Source organism: Methylobacterium sp. 190mf (assembly GCF_900107945.1).
Taxonomy (GTDB): Bacteria; Pseudomonadota; Alphaproteobacteria; order Rhizobiales; family Beijerinckiaceae; genus Methylobacterium.
Genome location: NZ_FNVI01000005.1, coordinates 222,358 through 242,485, shown reverse-complemented (window position 1 = coordinate 242,485; position 20,128 = coordinate 222,358). Strand labels below are relative to the sequence as shown.

Below are 20,128 nucleotides of genomic sequence, written 5' to 3'. Positions count from 1 at the left end.
TCAGAGGGCCAGGAGGAGCAGCCCGACGACGGTCACGGACAGGATCAGGCAGAGGGCGAGATCGAGAATGGCCGCTCCACCGCAGGTCGGCGCGGTTCGTGCGCGGTCGATACCGGACAGGGCGATCAAGAGCGGACCTCGCGGTTCTCTTCCGTGCGTGCCGCGACCCTCACGGTTCTCGCGGCGCGTCGGGGCCCGACGGCGCCCGAGGGTGCCGCCGCCCCGCCTGAGGGGGTGGCGGGAGCGGCGGCCTGCGGCGCCCTCGGTGAACCGGCGCGGTGGACCGTTTCCGCGACGGCGACCCCGAGGACGGGCAGTGTGAGCGCGGCGACGACGCAGACGAGGCGTCGGAGCCGCGGAAGGGGATCACCCAGGCTTGCCCGTCGCGCCTGGGCGGTGGGAAGCGTGAGCGGCGGCAGGGGCATCGCCACGAGCGTTCGCGTATCAATCGTCATCGGCCGGCCCCGCATTTCGTGGGAAATTTGACCACGAAATGGTTTTACGTGTGCAAAAATCCCACGTCAACGCGAAATCGAGGGACCAGCGTGCGCCTTCGCACGCGGTGGGATTGTGTCCCACAGCGTGAGCCGTCACGATGCGGCCATGTCTGATACTGCCGATACACCGCGGGAGGGCGCCAGCCTGCACGCGCCGCTGGCGCGGCTGCTGCGCCCCCTCGTGCGCCTGCTCGTCGCCCGCGGCATCACCTTCCCAGCACTCACCGACCTGCTGCGCGAGCTGTACGTGAACGTCGCCGAGTACGACTTCGCCCTCACCGGAAAGGAGCAGACCGACAGCCGCGTCTCCCTGCTCACCGGCATCCACCGCAAGGAGGTCCGGCGCCTGCGAGGCGCCGGTGCTCCGGTCAGCGCCGTCCCGGCGGTCGTCTCCCGCACCAGCCGGATCATCGCCCGCTGGATCGCCGACCCGGCCTTCACCGACGCGCAGGGCCAGCCCCTGAAACTTCCGCGCACGGCCGAGGGCGGCGCACCCTCGTTCGAGTCGCTGGTCGCGGGCGTGACGCGGGACCTGCGGCCGCGCGCCGTCCTCGACGAGTGGCTCGATCGCGGGCTGGCCTTCACGGATCCGCAGGACCGGATCGTGCTGGCCGAGGCCGCCTACGTACCGAGGGGCGACGGCGCCGAGGGGCCCCAGCTCTACTATTTCGGCCGCAACCTGCACGACCATATCGCCGCCGCCGTCGCCAACATCTTCGGAGACGCGCCGCGCTTCCTCGAGCGGGCGGTCCACTACGACGGGCTGTCCGAGGACCTCGCGACCCGGCTCGAGGCGCGCGCCCGCGAGATCGCCATGGAGGCGCTGCAGCAGGCCAACCGGGAAGCGCACGCGGCCTGCCAGACCGATCCCGGCGGCACGCATCGCTGGAACTTCGGCCTGTACGTCTACACCGAAGCGGCGCCGCCGGCGCGGCGAGCGGACGAGCGGTGAGAGGCCGGCCGGTGCGCGCCACGCTCAACCGCCGGTTCGTCCTGCGCCTGCTCGCGGGCGCCGCGACCGTTCTGCCCGGCACCGTCCGGTCGCAGGAATCCCCGCGCGATCAGGGCATCGGCGGGACCGGCATGATGCGGACCGACGCGCCGAAGAGCGGGCCCCTCGGCGAGGGCGACCGCGGCATCGGCGGCACCGGCGTGATCGGCACGATCCGACGCTTCGGCTCGATCGTCGTCAACGACCTGCGCATCGCCTATCCGCCCGAGGTGGAGGTGCATATCGACGGCACGGCCGCGAAGGCCGCCCACCTGAAGATCGGTCAGGTCGTCCACGTGGTGGCGCGGCCCGAGGGCGGCGGACTCGCCACGGGACGGATCGACGTCACGAGCGAAGTGGTCGGGACGGTGGAATCGGTCGCGCCTGGGCGGCTCGTAGTGCTCGGCCAGCGGGTCTCGACCACGGGTCTCGGCGGCGCGTGGCAGCCGGGCGCGCGAGTCGCGGTGAGCGGGCTGCGCCGGCCCGACGGCGTGATCGTGGCGAGCCTGATCGAGCCGCGGGACACCGGGCCCGACCGCGTCGCCGGCCCGGTGCGGCGGGTCGCGGGCGGCCTCGGGATCGGCGGCCTCCGCCTCGCGGGCGCCGACGCCCTGCCGCCGGGCCGGCGCGCCCTGGTGACGGGCCGTGCGGCGAACGGCGTGCTCACCGTGACCAACGCCGCGCAGGTCGGTCTGCCCTTCCCGCCGGGTCTGAAACAGGTCTCGATCGAGGCCTATATCGGCCGGGATAGCGGCAGGCTCGACGTCGGCGCGGGCTACGCCGTCGCGGGCCGCCCCGGCGCGCAGGTTCCGCGCACCGGGAGCGTGCGGGCGGTGCTGACCGCGGCGATCGCGCGGGACGGGGACCTGACGGTGGAGCGGCTGCGGATCGAGGACCGCATCGCGCCCGAGCCGCAGCGGCCGGACGCCCCCCGGTTCGAGCGGGAGCGCGACCGGCTCGACCTCCGCAACCTCCCCGACGAGGCGCCCGGCCGCTTCGGCGCCGAGCCCGGAGGCCGCCAGGGCGGCCTGGGCGGCATCGGCGAACCGCGCGGCCCCGCGATCGACACCCGGCCGGGGGGCGCGGTCGTCCCCGGATCGGAGGGTACCGGCGGATTCGGAGCGCCGCGCGGCGGCTTCGGCGGCACGCCGCCGGCAGGCCCCGGGGCGTTCCCGGGCGGCCCCGGGGGCTTCGGCGGCTCGCCCGGGGGCCCCGGCCCGGGCCCGGGCGGGGGCGGCTTCGGCGGCGGTGGTTTCGGCGGCGGTGGTTTCGGCGGGCCTGGCGGTCCGGGCGGCGGCCGGCGCTAGAGCCGCGCCCGGTCGGGACGACAATGTAGCCGGGCCCGTGCCGAGCGAGGCGTGGGTCCTCTCTCCCCTGCGGGAGAGGGGTGTGGGGCGGCTGTCTCGACCGGATCGGCCTTCGTCCCGCACCGTCGCAACGCAATCGGAGGCGGCTCTAGAACAGACCGCGCGGAGCGCGGACGCGCGCGGGACGGAGGGACTTCAGGCCTCCGCCTCCCGGTCGAGCAGCGCGCGCTTGCGCGCGACGCCCCAGCGATAGCCCGACAGGGCACCGTCCGAGCGCACGACGCGGTGGCAGGGGATGGCCACCGCGACCGGGTTCGCCCCGCAGGCCTGCGCGACCGCGCGCGTCGCCGTCGGCAGGCCGATCGCCCGGGCGATCTCCGCGTAGGTCGCGGTGGATCCCACCGGGATCTTGCGCAGCGCCGTCCAGACCCGCTGCTGGAACGCCGTCCCGCGGATGTCGAGGGGCAGGTCGAGGCCGCTGCCCGGCGCCTCCACGAGCCCGATGACCCGCGCCATCCAGCCCTCGAAGGCCGGGTCGCCGCCCTCGATCTCCGCGGCGGGGAAGCGGTCCTGGAGATCGTGCAGGAGCGGCTCGGGCGCGTCCCCGAGGAGGATCGCGCAGACGCCCGCCTCGGTGGCGGCGACGAGGATCGCGCCGAGGCTGCAGGCGCCGATGCCGAACCGGATGCGCAGGCCCGCGCCGCCCGTCCGGTAGGCGGCGGGCGCCATGCCGAGGCGCGGCGCGCCCGCCGCGTAGAACCGGCTCGCGGCGGCGTAGCCGGCCTCGTACAGCGCCTCCGTCACCGAGGCGGCCCCGGGCAGCCGCCGCGCCACGGCGGCGGCGCGGTGGGCGGCCGCGTAGGCTCTGGGGGTCACGCCGGTGGCGTCCTTGAACACCCGGTGGAAGTGGTAGGCGCTCAGGCCGGCGGCGCTGGCGAGCGCGGCGAGGGACGGAACCGTCTCCGCCGTCTCGATCAGGCGGCAGGCGCGGGCGACCGCCTCGGCCCGGCGCTCGGCGAGGGCGGGCTCGTCCGGGCGGCAGCGGCGGCACGGCCGGAAGCCGGCAGCCTCGGCCTCAGCGCAGGTCCGGTGGAAGCTGACATTCTCGGGCCGCGCCGCGCGCGCGGCGCAGCTCGGGCGGCAGTACACGCCCGTGGTGCGGACCGCGTACACGAAGGTGCCGTCGGCCCGCGGGTCGCGGGCGGCGAGGGCGGCCCAGCGCTCGGCATCGCCAGGGTCTGTCGCGGGAACGGGGCTCATGGCAGCCGTACTATGCGGCTTGGCGCGGGCCTTGAGGAGGGGCATGACGGGGCCTGCCGGGTGGTGGATGACGCGTGCGGCACTCTGCCGGTCCGCCGCCGCACCGGCATCCCGCGCCTTGCGGCCGAATTCGACATCGGCGGCCGCCGGAACGGGCGACCCGCCTCACGAGTGCGCCATGGCTTCGAGCACGCCCGATCACATCCATGTCGGCCAGGACGGCTGGCTGTTCCTGAAGACGGGCACGAACGACGTGCTCGGCCAGTACGAGCGGCCGGAGGAGACGACCGAGCTGATCTGGCAGTGGCGCAGCCTCGTGACGACGCGGGAGCGGCGCCTGCGCGCCCAGGGGATCCTGTACCGCCACGTCGTCGCCCCGGAGAAGCTGATGATCTACGATCACCGGCTCGACGGGCTCACCATCCGGCCGAGCGCGTCGCCGGCCTACCGCCTCCTCCACAGCGAGCCCCCGGCGGGCCGCTTCCCGGGTCCGGTCGGGCTGTACGCGGCCTGGCGCCGGCGGAAGCGCTGGCGGCAGACCTGCATCGATCTGGTGACGCCGATGCGGGCGCAGCGCGACGCGGCCGACCTCTACTGCCGGACCGACACCCACTGGTCCGCCGACGGCTGCTATCTCGCCTACGCGGAGATCTGCCGGGCGCTGGGCGCCGAGCCGCGGCAGGACCTGCGAGAGCGGCCGTCCTTCGAGACCGACCACGACGGCGATCTGGGGAGCGCCTTCGATCCACCCCGGCAGGCGCGCTCGCGCACCGTCCTGATGCAGCAGAACGCGGTCCGGACCTACGGCAGCCCGATCGTCGAGGCCCGGGAGAAGGCCGGCCTGCTGCACACGCTGCATGTCGGTGCGCACGTGATCTACGGGAACGCCAAGGCCACCGACCCGCGCCGGCTGGTCTTGTTCGGCGATTCCTTCTCGCACGTCATGCCGTACATGCTGACGATCATGCTGGCCGAGACGTTCCGCGAGGTGCACTTCGTCTGGAGCACCTCGCTGGACTGGCCGTATATCGAGCGCGTCCGGCCCGACATCGTGCTGACCGAGGTGGCCGAGCGCTTCATGGTGCAGCTGCCCGACGACACCTTCTCGGTGGAGCGCTACGCGCAGGACCGCTTCGGGGCCGAACTCGCGGCCGCGGGCGCCTGACGGGCGAGCCCGGAACTCGGGAGGGCGAACACGTCGCCACCCCCGACTTCGCCAGTCCGGGATTGCCGAGCGGGATCCGGAGCGCGAGCGGGCGCCCGGCATGGCTGCGACCGGGACTGTCCGTTCCCGGCTCGCCGGCCGTGCCCCTCACGCCTGCAGCTTGGCCACCAGCGCGTCCGACAGGGCGAAGTTCACGTAGACGTTCTGGACGTCGTCCTGGTCCTCGATCACCTCGACGAGGCGGATGAGCTTCTCGCCGGTCTCGTCGTCGACGTTGATGGTGTTCTGCGCCTTCCAGATCAGGCCCGTGCGCGCGGGCTCGCCGAAGCGCGCCTCGAGGGCCTTGGTGACCTCGCCGTAGGAATCCTGGGCGCAGATGACCTCGTGTCCGTCCTCGCCGGAGCTGACGTCGTCGGCGCCGGCCTCGATCGCCGCCTCCAGCATCGTGTCGGCGTCGGCCACGGAGGCCGGGTAGACGATCACGCCAACGCGGTCGAACATGAAGGCGACGGCCCCGGTCTCGGCGAGGCTGCCGCCGGACTTGGTGAAGGCCGAGCGCACGTCCGAGGCGGTGCGGTTGCGGTTGTCGGTCTGTGCCTCGACGATCAGCGCGGCGCCGCCGGGCCCGTAGCCCTCGTAGCGGATGTCCTCGTAGTTCTCGCCGTCGGCGCCGGCGGCCTTCTTGATGGCGCGCTCGATATTGTCCTTGGGCATGTTCTCGGCGCGGGCCGCCAGGATCGCGGCGCGCAGGCGCGGGTTCATCGCCGGGTCGGGCGTGCCGAGCTTGGCCGCCACCGTGATCTCGCGGGCGAGCTTGCCGAACACCTTCGAGCGGACCGCGTCCACCCGGCCCTTCCGGTGCATGATGTTCTTGAACTGCGAATGGCCTGCCATGACGGTTCGGACTTTTGTTCGTTGGCGCGGGCGGGCGTGCGGAACCCCGCCGTCGCGGCTGTGAGGTCGCGCCGTATATAGGCCGCCGCCTTCGGACGAAGCAACGCGGCCGCTGCCGGTCGGCGCGACACGGGCCGATACGGCCCCGCGGGCTTCGCAATCCCGTGACCGCGGAAAAAGTCGCCGTCTCGGGCGTTGGCGCTGGACTTCACGCGCAGCTGGGAACCCGATGTCGAGCCGGAACGGACGCAGCACGGTCATGGTCACGGGCGCGAGCGCCGGCGTCGGCCGGGCTGTCGCCCACGAATTCGCCCGGCACGGCTGGAACGTGGGGCTGATCGCGCGCGGCCCGGCGGGGCTGAGGGGCACGATCCGCGATGTCGAGCGGGCCGGCGGCCGGGCCCTGGCCTTTGCGGCCGACGTCGCCGACGCGGAGGCCGTCGCCCAGGCCGCCGACGCGCTGGCCGAGGCGTTCGGCGGCATCGACGTCTGGGTCAACAACGCGATGGTGACGGTCTACGCGCCCGTTCAAGAGACGAGCCCGGACGAGTTCCACCGCGCCACCGCGGTGACCTATCTGGGGCAGGTGCACGGCACGCTGGCGGCCCTCCGCCACATGGTCCCGCGCGACCGGGGCACGATCGTGCATGTCGGCTCGGCGCTCGCCTACCGGTCGATCCCGCTCCAGGCAAGCTACTGCGCCGCCAAGGCCGCCGTGCGGGGCTTCGTCGATTCCCTGCGCAGCGAGCTGCTCCACGACCGCAGCCGAGTCCGCCTGACGATGGTACAGCTTCCGGCCGTGAACACGCCGCAATTCGACTGGGCGCGCTCGCGGCTGCCACGCAAGCTCGAGCCGGTGCCGCCGATCTACCAGCCGGGGGCCATCGCCCGGCACGTCTTCCGGGCGGCGCACGACGCGCCCCGGGAAGTGTGGATCGGGGCCTCGGCCTGGAAGGCGATCATCGGAAACATGCTGATCCCGGGCTGGATCGACGGCTACCTCGCCCGGCACGGCTATCGCGGGGAGATGACCGGCGTGCAGGCGCAGAAGAACCGACCCGACAACCTCTACGACCCGGTGGACACCGATCCCGGCGCCCACGGCCGCTTCGACTCCCGCGCGACCAGCGACGTCGCCGCGGCCGACCCGCGCTGGCTCAAGTTCGGGATCGCGGCCGCGCTCGGCCTCGTGGCCGGGACGATGCTGTTCGCCACCGAGGCGCACGGGCGGGCGGACGCCCGCGCCGATCGCCGGCCGGGCAGACGCTAGGACACGGGCCAACGCGGGTTTCAAGGAGGATCCGATGCCGGGCACGAACCGTCGCGATCTGGTGCGGGCCGCGCTCGCCGGAGGGGCCGTCCTGGGTCTCGGCGGCCGCGCCCGCGCCACCGCACCCTTCGGCGGAGCGCAGGCGCCGGGCTTCTACCGGACGCGTGTCGGCAGCTGCGAGGTCACGATCCTCAACGACGGGGCGCGCAGCTTCCCGATGCCGGACCGCTTCGTGCGCAACGTTCCCCGGGACGAGGCGCTCGGCGCCGCGCGGGCGGCCTACATGCCCCCCGGCCAGGTGACGGTGCCGTTCAACCCGACGCTGATCAACACGGGCGCGCAGCTCGTCCTGATCGATACCGGCAACGGCCCGGTGCCGGGCGCGCCCGTCGGCCGCCTCGCGGCGAACCTCGCGGCGGCCGGGATCAGGCCCGAGGACATCGACCTCGTCCTGCTCTCGCACCTCCATCCCGACCACACGAACGGCCTCAAGCGGGCGGACGGGTCCCTCGCCTTCGCGAACGCCGAGATCCGGGCCGCCGCACCCGACTGGGCGTTCTGGATGAGCGACGCCAACATGGCCCGCGCCGCCGACCCGGTGACGCAGGGCTACTTCGCCAACACCCGCCGGGTGCTCGGCGACCTGAAGGACCGGATCGGCACCTTCGCGTGGGACGAGGAGATCGTGCCCGGGATCACCGCCCTCGCCGCCCCCGGCCACACGCCGGGCCACACGGCCTTCGCGGTCGCCTCGGGTGCGGACCGTCTGCTGATCCAGTCCGACGTGACCAACATCCCGGCCCTCTTCCTGCAGCACCCGGACTGGCACGTGATGTACGATCACGACGCCGATCAGGCGCAGGCGACGCGCCACCGCTTCTACGACACGGCCGCGTCCGAGAGGGCCCTCGTGGTCGGCTACCACTTCCCCTTCCCGTCGCTCGGCCACGTGGAACGGGACGGACGGGGCTACCGGCTCGTGCCCATCGCCTGGACCGGCGTGCTCTGACCGCCCCGGGATTCGTGCCACCGGATCAGGGAGGCCAGATCCACGACCCCGCCCGGCCATTCGACGCCCGCGAGGTGCCGGTGCGGCCGGTCCGGCTCGCCGAGATCCGAGACGGCCGAGAAGGCGCCGTCGAGCCGGTGGCTCTCGGTGTAGCGGCTCCGGGTTGCCAGGACCGGCAGCCCGGCGGCTCGGGCCGAGCTGATGCCGGCGGCCGAATCCTCGAAGGCCACCGCCTCGGAGGCCGGGATCTCCAGGCCGGCGAGCGCCAGCAGGAACACGTCGGGGGCGGGCTTCTTGCGGCTCGCCTCGTCGCCGGCCGCGATCACGTCGAAGGGCGCTGCGTCCGGCGGGAAATTGGCGGCGAGGAGCCGGTCGACGTTCGGGCGGCTCGTCGTGGTGGCCACCGCGAGCCGGACTCCCGCGGCCCGGGCCTCGGCGATCAGCCGGGCGATCCCGGGGCGCAGCGGCAGGCCGTTCCGCGCGACGAGGTCGCCGTAGGCGCGCGTCTTGATGGCGTGGATCTCCGGCGCGCGGGCGTGGAGCGCGGCGGCTTCCGCCGGGTGCTCGGTGTCGATGTAGTGGGCGAGCCGCTCCTTGCCGCCCATGACGGCCAGCAGGTCGGCGTAGAGCGCCTCGTCCCACCGCCAGGGCAGGCCGAGCTCCGCGAAGGCGCGGTTGAACGCCTGCCGGTGCAGGTCCTCGGTCTCGGCGAGGGTCCCGTCGACGTCGAAGATCAGCGCCTTCAGCACGACAGGTCGCGACCGGAGGCGCCCTCCGCGCCCTCGCGGATCGCCGCGATGCGCTCGGCGTAGGCGTCCGGGCCGCCGCTGAACACCGCGTTGCCGGCCACGAACGTGTCGGCGCCGGCGCGGCTCGCGACCTTGACCGTCTCGGGGTCGATCCCGCCGTCGACCTGGATGCGGATGTCCCGGCCCGCCACCATGGCGCGCACCCGCGCCACCGATTCCATGGCGCCCTTGATGAAGCTCTGGCCGCCGAAGCCGGGATTGACGGTCATCACCAGCACGAGATCCACGAGGTCGAGCACCGGCTCGACCATGGCGGCCGGCGTGCCCGGGTTGATCGCCACGCCGGCGCGCTTGCCGAGGTCGCGGATGGTCTGGAGCGAGCGGTGGATGTGCGGCCCGGCCTCAGCGTGGACCGTGATGCCGTCGGCCCCCGCCTGCGCGAAGGCCGCGAGGTACGGATCGGCCGGCGCGATCATCAGATGCACGTCGAAGTACTTCTGCGTGTGCGGCCGGAGCGCTTTCACCACCGGCGGCCCGAAGGTGATGTTGGGCACGAAATGCCCGTCCATCACGTCGAGATGGATCCAGTCGGCCCCGGCCGCGTCCACGGCGCGGGTCTCCTCGGCCAGCTTCGAGAAGTCGGCGGATAGGATCGACGGGGCGATGACGGGTGCGAGCATGGGAGGCTTTCGGGGTCGGCTCAGGCCAGCCGGCGGCGGCGCTCGACGAGCTGCATGATCATCGGCGTCAGGATCAGCTGCATCGCCAAGTCGAGCTTGCCGCCGGGGATCACGATGGAGTTGGCCCGGCTCATGAAACTGTCGTGAATCATGGAGACGAGATACGAGAAGTCGATCCCCTTCGGGTCCTTGAAGCGGATCACGACCATCGATTCGTCGGCGGTGGGGATCCAGCGGGCGATGAACGGGTTCGACGTGTCGACCGTCGGCACCCGCTGGAAGTTGATGTCGGTGAACGAGAATTGCGGGCAGATAGTCTGCACGTAGTCGGGCATGCGCCGCAGGATCACGTCGGTCACCGCCTCGGTGGAGTAGCCGCGGAACGAGCGGTCCCGGTGCAGCTTCTGGATCCATTCGAGGTTGATCACCGGCACGACGCCGATCTTCAGGTCGGCGTAGCGGGCGATGTCGACGTCCTGGTCGGCCACGCAGCCGTGCAGGCCCTCGTAGAACAGGAGGTCGGAATCGGGCGGGAACGTCTCCCAGTCCGAGAAGCTGCCCTCCGGGATGCCGTAGGCCTGCGCGTCGTGCTGGTCGTGGGCGTAGTGACGGGTCCGGCCGGTGCCGGACTCGGCGTAGCTGCGGAACACCGCCTCCAGCTCCGGCAGGAGGTTGGCCCGCGGCGCGAAGTGGGACAGCGTCGGCTCGTTCGCCATCATCGCCCGCATCGTGTCGCGGTCGAAGGCGTGGAAGCCGTCACCCTCGATGAAGACCGCCCGCACGTCCTCGCGGCGGAAGATCTGCTCGAAGGTGTTGCGCACCGAGGTGGTCCCGGCCCCGGAGGAGCCGGTCACCGAGATGATGGGGTGCCGCGCCGACATGCCTTTACGACTTCACGGTGCGGCTATGACCGCATCAGGCCGCGCTGGCCGAAGAGCGGCGAGCGGCCGGCATCGGGCTTGCCTCCGGCATAGTAGGTGGCGACGCACGCCACTTCCTCGGTCGAGCCGCAGACCAGCGGCGCCCGCTCGTGGATGCCGGTGGCCACGAGGTCGAGGATCCGCGTCTGGCCGTCGGTCGCCGCGCCGCCGGCCTGCTCGACCAGCATGGCCACGGGCGCGACCTCGTAGAGCAGCCGCAGGCGGCCACGGGCGTAGTTCTTCCGGGCGTCGCCCGGGTAGAGGAACACACCGCCGCGGGTCAGCACGCGCTGGATGTCGGCCACCAGCGAGGCGAGCCAGCGCATGTTGTAGTCCTTGTCGCGCGGCCCCTCGGTGCCGCGCTGGCAATCCTCGATATAGGCCTTCACCGGCGCGTCCCAGTGCCGAGCGTTGGAGGCGTTGATGGCGAATTCCTTGGTGGAGGCCGGCACCGACATCGCCGGGCTCGTCAGCTTGAACCGGCCCTCGGCGCGGTCGAGCACGTAGGACTGGGTGCCGTCGCCGAGCGTCAGGATCAGCGCCGTGGCCGGGCCGTAGGTGACGAAGCCCGCGGCGATCTGCGTCGAGCCGGGGGTGGTGAACGAGGCCAGCGGGTTCGCCGGATCCTTGATCGACGGCCGGATGCCGAAGATCATGCCGACGGCCATGTTCACGCCGATGTTGGAGGAGCCGTCGAGGGGGTCGATGGCGACGGCGAGCGGGGCGTCCGGGTTCAGACGCATCACCTCCTCGGCCTCCTCGGAGGCGACCTCGGCGACCGGCGCGCCCCGCAGCGCCGCGGTCACGCTCTCGTGAGCGATGACGTCGAGGGCCTTCTGGACGTCGCCGTCGCTGTTGTGATCGCCGGCCGCCGCGAGGTCGCCGCTGAGCGCGCCGCGCCCGATCCGCTCGCTGATCTCCACCGCCGACCGCGCCACGGCCGCGATCACCGCGGCGGCGTCCTTCAGCGCCGGATTGGCGTCCACGGCCTGCGCCAGGCAGGTCTCGAGGGGCGTCCCGATCGCCGCTGAAATTGCCATCGGCCTACTCCTCCTGCTCGGATCCCGTCCGCGGGGATCGCGCGTTCCGCGCCGGCTCTGTAGCGGCCGCTTGGCTGCCAAGATAGCGGTCTCTGTCTCCGGATCGACAGGAACCCGCGGCGGGGCCTTCAAGATTTCTGTGCGATCTTGTGCCATAGGACGAAAAAAACGAGATGTCCGCCATGCGCAACCTCTCCCTCAAGCAGCTTCAGGCGGTCGCTGCCGTGGCCCGCCTCGGCACCATGACCCGGGCTGCGCAGGAGCTGAACGTCACCTCCGCCGCCCTCTACGCGCGCATCCGCCAGCTGGAGGAGGAGGCCGGGCTGCTGCTGTTCGACCGGACGCCGGGGGGCCTCAAGCCGACGGATGCCGGCCGCGAGATGCTCTGGGCGATCGACAGCATCAACACGGTGCTGGAGACCTGCACGGACCGCCTGCGCACCCTGCGCGGCGCGGAGGGCGGCCGCGTGGCGCTCGGCGTCGTCTCCACCGCCAAGTACTTCGCCCCGCAGGTGATCGCGGGCTTCGTCAAGAAGCATCCCGGCGTCGAGATCAGCCTGTCGGTGCGCAACCGCGGCCAGACCGTGGAGGCGCTGCGCGGCTACGAGATCGACTTCGCCCTGATGGGCCGCCCGCCCCGGGACTTCCCGATCGAGGCCGCCACCTTCGGGCCGCACCCGATCGTGCTGATCGCGCCGCCCGGCCACCCCCTGGCGGGCCGGACCGACCTGAACCGCGAGGACCTCGCGGACCAGCCGTTCTTCCTCCGCGAAGAGGGCTCGGGCACCCGCATGGTCTTCGAGGAGTTCATGAGCGGCGTCCTGGTCAAGCGGGCGCCGCTGGACATCGACACCGGGTCGAACGAGACGATCAAGCAGGCGGTGATGGCCGGGCTCGGGATCGCGCTGCTCTCGGTGCACTCCGTGGCGGCCGAGCTGGAGAGCGGGCGCCTCGTCCTCCTCAACGTCAGGGGCCTGCCGATCCGGCGCGACTGGTACGCGGTCCGGCGCGCCGACAAGGTGCTGGGCCCGGCCGCCTCCGCGGTCTGGTCCTACCTGATGTCGGAGGGCGCGCGCTGCCTGCCGGGCGTCGCCCAGAGCGGTCTGGTGCTGGCGGGAGCCAAGGCGTGAGCGCCGCTGCCGGCGTCGTCGTGGCCGGGGCCGGGCAGGCCGGCTTCCAGCTCGCCGCGTCCCTGCGGGAGGGCGGGTTCCGCGACCCGATCACCCTGGTGGGCGACGAGACCGCCCTGCCCTACCAGCGGCCGCCCCTCTCGAAGGCCTACCTCGCCGGCAAGACCGACCGAGAGGGCCTGTTCCTGCGCCCGCCCGGCTTCTTCGCCGAGCACGCCATCGCGCACCGCCCGGGGCTCCGCGCCGTCGCGATCGACCGGGACGCGCGCCGCCTGCAGCTCTCGGACGGCACCGACCTCCCCTACGACCACCTCGTGCTCGCCACCGGCGCGCGCAACCGCCCCCTGCCGGTCCCGGGCGCCGAACTCGCGGGCGTGCGCCAGCTGCGCGGTCTCGCGGATGCCGACGCCCTGAAGGCGGCAGTCGCCGAGGCCCGGGCGGTCGTCATCATCGGGGCCGGCTTCATCGGGCTCGAATTCGCCGCCGTCGCGGCCGCGCGCGGCCTCCCGGTGACGGTGGTCGAGGCGGCCGAGCGGCCCATGGCCCGGGCGGTCTCGTCCGAGATGGGCGAATTCTTCCGCCGCGCCCACGCCGCGATGGGCGTGCGCTTCGCCTTCGGGGCGGGCGTGACTGCGATCGTCGGGCGGGACGGCCGCGCCGCCGGCGTCGCCCTGGCGGACGGCAGCGAACGCGCGGCCGACCTGGTCCTCGTGGGGATCGGCGTCCTGCCGAACCGGGAACTCGCCGCGGAGGCCGGCCTCCCGGCCGAGGACGGCGTGCGCGTCGACGCGTTCCTGGCGACGCTCGACCCGGCCATCTCGGCGATCGGCGACTGCGCCCGCTTCCCCATCCCCTTCGCCCACGGGCTGACGCCGGACGGGACGGTGCGGATCGAGTCCGTGCAGAACGCCATCGACCAGGGCCGCTGCCTCGCGGCCCGCCTCACCGGCAAGCCCGCCGCCTACGGCGCGCTGCCGTGGTTCTGGAGCGACCAGGGTCCGCACAAGCTGCAGATCGCGGGCCTGTCGGGACCCGGCGATGCCGGCGTCGTCCGCGGGACCGGCGACGCCTTCTCGGTCTTCCGCTTCCGCGAGGGGCAGCTGAGCGCGGTGGAATCCGTCGACCGCGCGGGCGACCACATGATCGCGCGGCGCCTGCTCGCGGCCGGGACGCCGCTGACGCCCGACCAGGCGGCCGATCCGGACTTCGACCTGAAGGGGCTGGCGATGGGGCGGGTCTGAGAGCTGCTCCGCGTCATCGCGAGCGTAGCGAAGCGACCCAGAGCAGCGCGACATCGGGAGGCGTGGCGCGACACTGGATTGCTTCGCTGCGCTCGCAAGGACGACCTCGCGCGGTTCAGACTAGCTCTCGGAAAACCATGGAACGGCTGGACGCCGCTCTGAATCGTCCGAGCACCATGCCCTTTCCCGGGCGCATGGAGCACCAGCGGAATGCGACCCGGGATCCAGCGCGAAACGTCGCGAAGCGTCGATATGCGGTGCCGCTTTCGCGGCGCTTCGTGTGCTGGTTCCCGGATCGCCTTCCACTGCGTTGCGGGCGTCCGGGAAAAGGCGCGCTCAGCCGGTAAACGGGACTGGTCCCGGCTTCTGCCGCAGGGCGATGGCGGTGGCGATCCCGAGCGCCAGGATGGTGACGGCGCATCCGAGCAGCGCCCCGAGCTGGCCGAACCGGAGCAGCGCCTGCCCGATCACCGCGACGCCGAGCGCCTGACCGCAGAAGAACGAGAAGGCGTGCAGCGCCACCGCGGAGGCGCGGGCCTTGGGCGCGACCTCGGTGACCTGCGTCTGGTAGGTGTTGTGCAGCATGTAGAAGCCGAGGCCCATGGCGGTGAGCGCGGCGCAGTCGACCTGCCAGGAGCCCGCCAGCCCGACCACGGTGAGCGACGCGCCGCAGATCAGGCCGCCGCCGATCAGCATCCGCGGCAGGCCGAGCAGCCGGACGAGCAGCCCGACCAGGGCCGAGTAGAGCAGGCCGCCGACCGCGAACCCCGCCAGAACCAGCCCGGCCTCGCGCGGGCCGCCCTCCCCCCGCGCCTCGATCAGCGGGGCGAGGTGCGGGAACACGCCGAAGATCGCGATGGCCTCGATGAACACCGCCGCGAACAGCACCCGCGCCCGGGGATTGCCCAGGATCGTGCGGTAGCGCGTCACCGCCTCGCCGAAGGCGGGGCGGCGGGCCGGGGCCCGGCCGGCCCGGTCGAAACCGAAGACGGTCGCCGCGCAGGCCAGGGCCGCCACCGCGGCGGTGACCGCGAAGACGCCGCGCCAGCCGATCGCCGCCTCGATCAGGCCCGCGAAGGTCGAGCCCGAGAGCTGGCCGAGGATCACCGCCACGAGGAAGCGCCCGATCGCCACCTGGCGACCCTCCATCGGCACGCGGTCGCCCAGGAGCGCGAGCGAGAGCGGGATGCAGCCGCCCGCGGCAGCCCCCGCGAGCATGCGGAGGCCGAACAGGCTGCCGATATCCGGCGCGACGCTGCACAGGGTCAGCGCGACGGCGAGCACCGCGAGGCAGGTGCTCATCACCCGCTCCTTGCCGAGCGCGTCGCCGATCGGGCCGAGCACCGGCTGGATGAACGCGTAGGGCAGTGCGAAGGCGGTGGAGAGGAGCGCCACCGTGTGGGCGTCGCTCGCGAGATCCCGGGCGAGCACGCCGACGAGGGGCTCGACCGAGCGGAGCGCGAAGGTGCTGCCGAACCCCGCGCAGGCCAGCACGACGATCAGGCGCGGGATCGACGTGGCCGGCGCCGCGGCGACGGCCGCGCTGGACGGGAGAGCCGGCTCTGTGCTGTCGGTCATGGCACGCTTCGCGACGCGGGCGGGATCAGACCCGCGGCATCGCATCTCCCTCGCCGGAGCGGAACCCCGCCGCGCGACAGATCAGTGCGCGTAGAATGCGGGATCCGGATTGTCGGTCGGGTGCGCGAAGGCCCAGCGCAGGGCCGACGACAGCGGCACGTTGTAGGTCAGGCCGCGCGGCGGCACGGGCTTCAGGAACCAGCGGTCGTAGAACACCGTGATCTCGGGGCTCCGGTAGAGATCGGCCGTCGCCCGGTCGACCACCGCCTTGAAGGCCGGGTCGTCCTTGCGCAGCATGATCCCGTAGGGCTCCGGATTGGACAGGGTCTCCTCGCTGACCACGTAGGCGGCGGGCTCCTTGGACTGGGCCGCGACCACGCTGAGCTGGACGTCGTCCATGACGAAGGCCGAGGCCCGGCCGGTCTCGACCATGAGGAAGCCTTCCGGGACGTCCTTGGCGGCGATCACCGTGATGCCGAGCTTGCGCTCGTTGTTGGCCTTGATCAGCATCAGGATGTTGGTCGAGCCGGCGACCGACGAGACCGTCCTGCCGCGCAGGTCGTCCAAGCTGGCGATGTGCTGGTCCTTCCGGGAGACGAAGCGGGTCGCCGTCAGGAAGTGCGTGTTGGTGAAGTCCACCTGCTTCTTGCGCTCGGCGTTGTTGGTGGTCGTCCCGCACTCCAGATCGATCGTGCCGTTGGTCATCAGCGGGATGCGGGACGAGGAGTTGACGAACTCCATCCCGACCTCGAGGCCCGGCATCTTCAATTCGCGCTTCACCGCGTCGGCGATCCTCAGGCAGATGTCGACCGCGAAGCCGACGACCTTCTGGTCCTGGTCCAGGTAGCTGAACGGGGTCGCGGTATCGCGCACGCCGAGGACCAGCCTGTTGCTGTCGTGGATCTTCCTGAGCGTGCCGGTGAGATCGGCGGCCCGCGCGGCCCCGGCGGGGGCGCCGAGGAGGAGCGCGGCGATGAGGGGAGCGAGCAGACGCATGGGCCGACGGGTTCCGGTCGCGCGAGGGGCCGCCCGCGGGGTGAACCGGCGGCGGGAGACCGGACCGCGCGCCGGGGCCGGCCCCCGGCGCGAGCCCCAGCAAGAGTCCGGCCGCGGTCAGGTCGACGCCGCCTGGTGCGCCTCGGCGAGCTGCGCGTCCGCGGCCGCGACCTTCCGCGAGGCCGGGCGGGACCGGATGCGCTCCACGTAGGCCGCCAGCACCGGGTCGGGCGCGACGAGGCCGAAGCCCGTCGTCCAGCCGAGGGCGCCGCCCCACAGCACGTCGGCGGCGCTGAAGCGCGCGCCGAGGAGGTACGGGCCGGGCGTCAGGGCCTCCTTCACCCGGGCGATGACGCTGTCGTAATCGGCGTAGGCCGACAGGGCGCGCGGGCCCGGCTCCCGCTTCAGGTACCGGTCGATCACCGCGGGCTCGAAGCAGGAGCCGTAGAACACCATCCAGCGCAGGTAGGTGGCCCGGTCGGGCTCGGTCGGCGCCGGGGCGAGCCCCGCCTCGGGGAACAGGTCGGCCAGGTAGAGGTAGACGGCCGCCTGCTCGGTCACCAGGGCGTCGCCGTGGCGGATCGCCGGCACCTTCGCCATCGGGTTCACGGCGCGATAGGCGTCCTGGAGGTGCTCGCCGGCGCGCATGTTGAGCGCGTGCAGCCGGTACGGGACCCCGAGTTCCTCGAGCAGCACGCGGACGCCCGACGAGCGGGTATTGGGCGAATGATAGAACTCGATGTCAGGCATACTGGCCATTCCGCCCCGTTCGAGGATTGTCGATTCGTTGGCGTCCACGCTCTTACCCGCGGACCGACGGGTCAACCGCGGACCGGAGGCCACTTCTCCAGGGACCGGAATCGCGGCAGGAACGTTGGGCGATTGTGCGTTGCCGCGCGTTGGGCCTCCGACCGGCACGACGCGAGCCGGGGGTTACGAGTTCTGATGGCGAAGATTCTGCTGGTCGAGGACCACGAAGAGATCTGGGACTTCCTCTCGCGCCGCCTCAAGCGGCGCGGCTACGAGGTGATGCTCGCGCATGACGGCGAGGCCGGCGTCCGGCAGGCGCGCTCGGGCCAGCCCGACGTGATCCTCCTCGACATGAACCTGCCGGTCCTCGACGGCTGGTCGGTCGCCCGGACGCTGAAATCCGGCACCGACACCCGGGCGATCCCGATCATCGCGCTCACGGCCCACGCCATGTCGGGCGATCGCGACAAGGCCATCCAGGCGGGCTGCGACGACTATCACCCGAAGCCCGTCGATTTCTCGAAGCTGCTCAGCCAGATCAGCGCCGCCCTGGGCGAGACCGCGCAGGCGAGCTGACCCGGCAGCGGACGCGCGACCTGCGGCCCCGAGATGTGGGGCCCCAAGATCTGCGGCCCCGAGACCTGATGTGAGTGGAGCGTGTCCGTGAGCGAGGATCCCGTCACTGCCCAGCGCCTGCGGCAGGGCCTGCCGATCTTCGTGGCGCTGGCGTCGCTCCTCCTCGTGGTCGCCACGATGGCGGCCCTCTACCTCGGGCGCGAGATCCTCGTGCCGGTGACGCTGGCGATCCTCCTGAGCTTCGTCCTCGTGCCGGCGGTGCGGATGCTGCGGCGGCTGCGCGTGCCCCGCGCGCCCGCGGTCCTGCTGGTCGTGGTGATCGTCTTCGGCGCCCTGTTCGGCATCGGCAGCCTGATCGCCAGCGAGGCGTCCCAGCTCGCCTCCGACCTGCCGCGCTACACCCAGGTGATGCGCACCAAGATCAAGGATCTGCGCGGGGCGACGGCCGGGACCGGCACGCTCTCGCGGATCGTCGACATGGTGCAGGATCTCAGCGCCACCCTGCAGCCGCCGCCGGCCGCCGAGGTCCGCGGCGAGCCGGGATCGCGCACGCACCCGCTCACGGTCGAGCTCACCCCCGCCCGCGCGAGCGTCGTCGACACGCTCCAGACCTTCGCGGGCCCGATCCTGCACCCGCTGGCGACGACCGGCCTGATCCTGATCTTCACGATCTTCATCCTGCTCCAGCGCGAGGACCTGCGGAACCGGGCGATCCGGCTCGCCGGCGGCTCGGGCGATCTGCGGCGCACGACGGCGGCGATCGACGACGCCACGAGCCGGCTGAGCCGGTTCTTCCTGGCCCAGCTCGCCCTCAACATCGCCTTCGGGCTGGTGATCGGCATCGGCCTCTGGCTGATCGGCGTGCCGAGCCCGACCCTGTTCGGCGTCCTCGCCGCGATCCTGCGGTTCGTGCCCTATATCGGCGCGGCGATCAGCGCCCTGCTGCCGCTGATCCTCGCGGCCGCCGTCGATCCCGGCTGGAGCATGGTGATCGCCACCGCGGCCCTGTTCCTCGTGGTCGAGCCGATCTGCGGCCACGTCATCGAGCCGCTGCTCTACGGGCACTCCACCGGCCTCTCGCCGGTCGCCGTCATCCTGGCCGCGACGATCTGGACGTTCCTGTGGGGCCCGATCGGCCTCGTGCTGGCCACGCCCCTCACCGTCTGCCTCGTGGTGCTCGGCCGGCACGTGGAGCGGCTCTGGTACCTCGACGTGCTGCTCGGCGATCAGCCCGCCCTGTCGCCGCCCGAGATCTTCTACCAGCGCATGCTGGCCGGCGACCCGGTCGAGGCGATCGACCAGGGCTGGCAGTTCCTGAAGGAGCGCGCCCTCGTCACCTACTACGACGAGGTCGCCCTCGCGGGCCTCCTGCTGGCGCAGGAGGACCTGTCCCGCGGCACCCTGGATCGGGAACGGCAGGCGGAGGTCGGTGCCGCGATCGGGACGGTGGTGGACCGCCTCGGCACGGCGCCGGTCGGGCGCCGCGCCCGGCGGGGATCCGGCCGCGGCCCCGACACCGAGACCGCGGCGGCGCTCGCCGCCGTCGGGCCCGACCGGCAGGTGGCCGGCATCGTCCTCGAGCGCGAGGATCTCGCGCCCAACTGGCGCGGCGAGACGCCGGTCCTGTGCGTGTCGAGCCGCGGCCCGTTCGACGAGGCGGCGACGCTGATGCTGAGCCAGATCCTCGCGCGCCACGGGCTGGCCTCGCAGATCCTGTCCATGGCGGCGATCCGCGCCGGCGAGCGGCCGCAGAACCCGGACGGCCTCGCGCTGATCTGCTTCTCCTACCTGGAGCCGGTGAGCCTGTCGCAGATCCGGTTCACCGTCCGGCAGGCCCGGGCCGCGGTGCCGGGTGTCCGCATCCTGGTCGGCTTCTGGCGCGAGCGCGATCCCGCGACCCTGGAGCGGCTGCGCCGGGCGACCTCGGCGGACTTCCTGGTGACGTCGCTGAACGAGGCGCTGTCGGCGGTGCTGGGCGCCTGCCGTGAGGCCGCGCCGCCCCGGCTCGTCCCGGCCCCCGTGGGCGCGCCTTCCGAGGCGGCGCGGCCGGCCGCGGCATGAGCCCTTCGCGCGAC

The 20,128-nt window shown here is 72.8% G+C and carries 19 protein-coding genes; 9 read left to right on the top strand and 10 right to left on the bottom strand.

The window, feature by feature from the left end:
• A complete protein-coding gene (locus tag C4T42_RS32710; RefSeq protein WP_020092541.1) occupies nt 1–129 on the bottom strand; it encodes a hypothetical protein in 129 nt (42 codons plus the stop codon).
• A 474-nt stretch (nt 130–603) separates the two neighbouring features.
• On the opposite strand from C4T42_RS32710, the gene C4T42_RS08200 reads away from it, so the two are divergent.
• Together C4T42_RS08200 and C4T42_RS31905 are read left to right on the top strand one after the other, a co-directional pair.
• Nucleotides 604–1,449 (top strand): DUF6502 family protein, encoded by an 846-nt coding sequence (locus C4T42_RS08200; protein WP_020092542.1) that lies wholly within the window; start codon nt 604–606, stop codon nt 1,447–1,449.
• Between the two features lie 11 nt (nt 1,450–1,460).
• The gene (locus C4T42_RS31905; RefSeq protein ID WP_020092543.1) at nt 1,461–2,795 is read left to right on the top strand and encodes a DUF5666 domain-containing protein; all 1,335 of its coding nucleotides are present in this window, start codon (nt 1,461–1,463) and stop codon (nt 2,793–2,795) included.
• Between the two features lie 195 nt (nt 2,796–2,990).
• Here the strand turns inward: C4T42_RS31905 and ada are convergent, their stop codons facing one another.
• Nucleotides 2,991–4,055 carry a bifunctional DNA-binding transcriptional regulator/O6-methylguanine-DNA methyltransferase Ada gene (gene ada, locus C4T42_RS08190; protein WP_020092544.1) on the bottom strand — a complete coding sequence of 355 codons (1,065 nt, stop codon included), beginning with the start codon at nt 4,053–4,055 and terminating at the stop codon, nt 2,991–2,993.
• 178 nt (nt 4,056–4,233) lie between these two features.
• On the opposite strand from ada, the gene C4T42_RS08185 reads away from it, so the two are divergent.
• Nucleotides 4,234–5,220 (top strand): hypothetical protein, encoded by a 987-nt coding sequence (locus C4T42_RS08185; protein WP_020092545.1) that lies wholly within the window; start codon nt 4,234–4,236, stop codon nt 5,218–5,220.
• A 147-nt stretch (nt 5,221–5,367) separates the two neighbouring features.
• Here C4T42_RS08185 and C4T42_RS08180 read toward each other — a convergent pair whose 3' ends face one another.
• Nucleotides 5,368–6,114: a YebC/PmpR family DNA-binding transcriptional regulator gene (locus C4T42_RS08180; protein ID WP_020092546.1), complete on the bottom strand. Its 747-nt coding sequence runs from the start codon at nt 6,112–6,114 to the stop codon at nt 5,368–5,370.
• 229 nt (nt 6,115–6,343) lie between these two features.
• On the opposite strand from C4T42_RS08180, the gene C4T42_RS08175 reads away from it, so the two are divergent.
• Nucleotides 6,344–7,384, top strand: coding sequence for an SDR family oxidoreductase (locus C4T42_RS08175; RefSeq protein WP_103984977.1), 1,041 nt, complete (start codon nt 6,344–6,346; stop codon nt 7,382–7,384).
• A gap of 34 nt (nt 7,385–7,418) precedes the next feature.
• Nucleotides 7,419–8,393, top strand: a complete 975-nt coding sequence (locus C4T42_RS08170) for an MBL fold metallo-hydrolase (RefSeq protein WP_020092548.1) — start codon at nt 7,419–7,421, stop codon at nt 8,391–8,393.
• Here C4T42_RS08170 and C4T42_RS08165 read toward each other — a convergent pair.
• From C4T42_RS08165 to C4T42_RS08150, 4 genes are read right to left on the bottom strand one after another with little or no spacing between them, the layout of a single operon-like run.
• Entirely contained in the window at nt 8,354–9,142 is a 789-nt protein-coding gene (locus tag C4T42_RS08165) for an HAD-IA family hydrolase (RefSeq protein ID WP_020092549.1), read from the bottom strand. The two genes, C4T42_RS08170 and C4T42_RS08165, sit on opposite strands and share 40 nt — an antisense overlap.
• The gene (gene rpe, locus C4T42_RS08160) at nt 9,136–9,822 is read right to left on the bottom strand and encodes a ribulose-phosphate 3-epimerase (protein WP_020092550.1); all 687 of its coding nucleotides are present in this window, start codon (nt 9,820–9,822) and stop codon (nt 9,136–9,138) included. Before rpe ends, C4T42_RS08165 begins: the two co-directional genes overlap by 7 nt.
• 20 nt (nt 9,823–9,842) lie before the next feature.
• Nucleotides 9,843–10,703 carry a phosphoribulokinase gene (locus C4T42_RS08155; RefSeq protein WP_012320495.1) on the bottom strand — a complete coding sequence of 287 codons (861 nt, stop codon included), beginning with the start codon at nt 10,701–10,703 and terminating at the stop codon, nt 9,843–9,845.
• Between the two features lie 23 nt (nt 10,704–10,726).
• On the bottom strand, nt 10,727–11,782 hold the full coding sequence (locus C4T42_RS08150; protein WP_020092551.1) for a class 1 fructose-bisphosphatase: 1,056 nt from the start codon (nt 11,780–11,782) through the stop codon (nt 10,727–10,729).
• Nucleotides 11,783–11,964: 182 nt separating this feature from the next.
• Between C4T42_RS08150 and C4T42_RS08145 the strand changes: the two genes are divergently transcribed.
• Nucleotides 11,965–12,912, top strand: coding sequence for a LysR family transcriptional regulator (locus C4T42_RS08145; protein ID WP_026604832.1), 948 nt, complete (start codon nt 11,965–11,967; stop codon nt 12,910–12,912).
• Entirely contained in the window at nt 12,909–14,153 is a 1,245-nt protein-coding gene (locus C4T42_RS08140; protein WP_103984976.1) for an FAD-dependent oxidoreductase, read from the top strand. Before C4T42_RS08145 ends, C4T42_RS08140 begins: the two co-directional genes overlap by 4 nt.
• 336 nt (nt 14,154–14,489) lie before the next feature.
• Here C4T42_RS08140 and C4T42_RS08135 read toward each other — a convergent pair whose 3' ends face one another.
• From C4T42_RS08135 to C4T42_RS08125, 3 genes are all read right to left on the bottom strand, one after another.
• Entirely contained in the window at nt 14,490–15,731 is a 1,242-nt protein-coding gene (locus C4T42_RS08135; protein ID WP_181049151.1) for an MFS transporter, read from the bottom strand.
• A gap of 81 nt (nt 15,732–15,812) precedes the next feature.
• Nucleotides 15,813–16,727 (bottom strand): amino acid ABC transporter substrate-binding protein, encoded by a 915-nt coding sequence (locus C4T42_RS08130; RefSeq protein WP_042669492.1) that lies wholly within the window; start codon nt 16,725–16,727, stop codon nt 15,813–15,815.
• A gap of 117 nt (nt 16,728–16,844) precedes the next feature.
• On the bottom strand, nt 16,845–17,477 hold the full coding sequence (locus tag C4T42_RS08125) for a glutathione S-transferase family protein (protein WP_103984975.1): 633 nt from the start codon (nt 17,475–17,477) through the stop codon (nt 16,845–16,847).
• A 195-nt stretch (nt 17,478–17,672) separates the two neighbouring features.
• Here C4T42_RS08125 and C4T42_RS08120 point away from each other — a divergent pair, with 195 nt between their 5' ends.
• A complete protein-coding gene (locus C4T42_RS08120) occupies nt 17,673–18,053 on the top strand; it encodes a response regulator (protein ID WP_020092557.1) in 381 nt (126 codons plus the stop codon).
• Nucleotides 18,054–18,140: 87 nt separating this feature from the next.
• Nucleotides 18,141–20,114 (top strand): AI-2E family transporter, encoded by a 1,974-nt coding sequence (locus tag C4T42_RS08115; RefSeq protein WP_042674354.1) that lies wholly within the window; start codon nt 18,141–18,143, stop codon nt 20,112–20,114.
• The last annotated feature ends 14 nt before the right edge of the window (nt 20,115–20,128 follow it).